This window comes from Cystobacter fuscus DSM 2262, from assembly GCF_000335475.2.
Taxonomy (GTDB): domain Bacteria; phylum Myxococcota; class Myxococcia; order Myxococcales; family Myxococcaceae; genus Cystobacter; species Cystobacter fuscus.
The window spans coordinates 1-2,364 of sequence record NZ_ANAH02000044.1 but is presented as its reverse complement, the minus strand read 5'-3'; the positions used below and the strand labels follow the sequence as shown (position 1 = coordinate 2,364).

Here is a 2,364-nt window from a genome sequence, read left to right as displayed (position 1 = left end):
AGGACGTCCAGGCCACTCCAGGCCTCCCAGTCCCGAGCCGAGGTGCCCTCGTCGAAGATGCGCCGCGAATTCACAGGCTCCATCCACCCGCTCCTTCCTTCACCACGAGTCCCGCCAGGGCCTCCAGGTCCCGCTCCGCGTGGCTCTGGCGCAAGAACACCGGCAGGTCCGCCATCCGCCGGGCCACCCGCGCGTCCCGACAGTAGGGACCCGCGCCCACGGCCCGGCCCGTGTGCCGCAGCACGAGCTCCGCCGCGGCCTCCACCCCGGCTCGCGCCCGCCAGGCGACGAGCGACGCATCCTCCCGGGGATGCGCATCGATCCACGCCGCGGCCTCACGCAACAGCGCTCGCGCTCCACCGAGGGCGGTGTCCACCGCGCCCAGGTGCGCGCGGGCGTGGGGCTCCTCGCGCCGGGCACAGTGCGCGCGCAGCGTCTCGCCCACCGCCGCCGCCGCGCCATACCAGCACGCGGCGATGCCCGCGCCGCCCTGCCAGAAACCCGGCCGCGCCGTGTAGCCGCCCGGCGGGCCCACGCGCGTGCCCACCGCGCCCTCGAAGAGCACGTCCACGCTGGCCGAGGACGCCATTCCCACCGCGTGCCACCCCTCCTTCGTCACGCGCACGCCCGCCTGCTTCATCGCCACCGCCACGAGGCACTGCCGCTCCTCGGCGTCCCAGGCCGTCACCAGCGCATGGCTGACCTGCGGCGCCCCCGAGCACCACGCCTTACGGCCGGACAGCTCCACCCGACCGTCCGCGCGTCCGCTCACCCGCACCCGGGCCTGGGGAGGCTCGGAGGCCCAGACGCCCCAACTGCTCCCGGCCGGAGGCGGCTCGGCGCCCAGCTCCGCCAGGATGGCGAGCGCATCCGTATGGCCCTCGAACAGCTTGATGAGTCCCAGGTCGACCGCCGCCACCGCCGCCAGGGCCCGCCACCGCAGCAGGGTCTGGCCCCGCCCGGGCAGCGGCAGCGCCCCGAAGCCCCCGGAGAGGAGTTGCTGGAGCCCACGCGCCGGAGCGAGCCCCACGGGCTCCTGCGCAGGGCCCTCCAGTCGCCCCAGAAGCAACTGGAGTGCCTCGATTGAGAAGTGTTCTTCCTGGTGCGCCGACTGCTCGCGAAGACCGCTGGAGTACATGTCGGACCAAGGTAGGAATGACCTCCCGATGAGCAGCAGGAGGAGATAGATCATCGTCAGCGGACCCGGTTCATGTCGCGCAGGGTGAGTACAGGATACGGCCTGCCTTCCTCAAGTGGCGCGAGTGCCGGCCGGCTCAAGTGCCGGCTCTCGCGGAGGGCAGCGGCCCCGTGAGGCCGTGGAAGAAGACGAGGTTGTTGTGGTCCGCCTCCGGGAGCCGCGCGAACCCCATCCGCGCGAAGAAGGGCGCCGCCTGGGCGTTCGTTCCCATGTGCACGGAGTGGGCTCCCGCCGCGGCCGCCGCGAGGAAGAAGGCCTCGAGGAGTCGTCGGCCGTTCCCCCCTCCCCGCGCCTCGGGCAGCAGGTCCAGGTGCAGGTGCGCCGGATAGGGGGCGATCTCGGGGGTGAGCATTCGCTCGGGATGGTGCAGCGTGGAGACCAACCACTCGTCGGTGGTGCGGGTCGGCTCCACGGGGGGCGGGTAGCGCGAGGCCACGCGCGGCAACCATCGCTCACGCCACGTCTCGATGAACGCCGCGGTGTTGGCGGTCCCCAGCGTGTACCCCACCACGCGGCCCGCGTCCTCGACCACGAAGGCCAGGTTCGGCTCGAAGGTCAGGTAGGGACCGGCGTAGATGTCCGGCAACAAGGAGGCGTCGGCGAGCAGGCCCCGCGCGTCCTCTCCCATGGCGCCCGTGCGCACACAGATGTCGTACACCGCGTCCCAGTCTTCTGCCTGGTAGGGACGAATCCGCTGAGACGAGCGCGAGGGACGAGGCGGGGTGGGAGGGACCTGGGTGGACATGGACTGGATTGTCGGGTCATTGCCCTTTCGACTCAATGTCGAGCCCACAGGAAAAACCGGTCTGACTTGTGGGCCTGATCCGCTTTTGTGGACATACCTCGTAGGTCGGCTACACGGGAGGTAGTGTCCATGGAGAGAAGAAAGAGGCGGAGCTTCAACGCGGAGTTCAAGGCCGAGGCAATCCGACTGGTGCGCGAGGGAGGCAAGAGCGTCTCCCAAGTGGCCAAGGACCTGGACCTGACGGACTCAGCCCTGCGCAACTGGATGAAGCAGGCGGAGGTGGACGCGGGCAAGGGCCCCGCGGGCGCGCTCACCACCGCGGAGCGGGAGGAGTTCACGCGGCTGCGCAAGGAGGTGCGCCAGCTGACGATGGAGCGTGACTTCTTGAAAAGTAACCGTTCACCGACTCAGGCCGCGTTGG

Annotated in this window: 3 protein-coding genes; 1 reads left to right on the top strand and 2 read right to left on the bottom strand. The window is 70.8% G+C overall.

What is annotated here, in order from left to right; translation table 11 throughout:
* Positions 1-70: 70 nt before the first annotated feature.
* Positions 71-1,192 carry an acyl-CoA dehydrogenase family protein gene (locus tag D187_RS36900; RefSeq protein ID WP_002632566.1) on the bottom strand — a complete coding sequence of 374 codons (1,122 nt, stop codon included), beginning with the start codon at positions 1,190-1,192 and terminating at the stop codon, positions 71-73.
* A gap of 82 nt (positions 1,193-1,274) precedes the next feature.
* On the bottom strand, positions 1,275-1,943 hold the full coding sequence (locus D187_RS36895) for a GNAT family N-acetyltransferase (protein ID WP_063725069.1): 669 nt from the start codon (positions 1,941-1,943) through the stop codon (positions 1,275-1,277).
* A gap of 129 nt (positions 1,944-2,072) precedes the next feature.
* On the opposite strand from D187_RS36895, the gene D187_RS36890 reads away from it, so the two are divergent.
* Positions 2,073-2,364, top strand: a 292-nt coding sequence (locus D187_RS36890) for a transposase (RefSeq protein WP_043433437.1), incomplete at its 3' end; no start/stop codon positions are given.

Excerpts from the sequence above, each read along its gene's own strand:
- D187_RS36895 (WP_063725069.1), bottom strand. The coding sequence starts at position 1,943 with ATGTCCACCCAGGTCCCTCCCACCCCGCCTCGTCCCTCGCGCTCGTCT.
- D187_RS36900 (WP_002632566.1), bottom strand. The coding sequence starts at position 1,192 with ATGATCTATCTCCTCCTGCTGCTCATCGGGAGGTCATTCCTACCTTGG.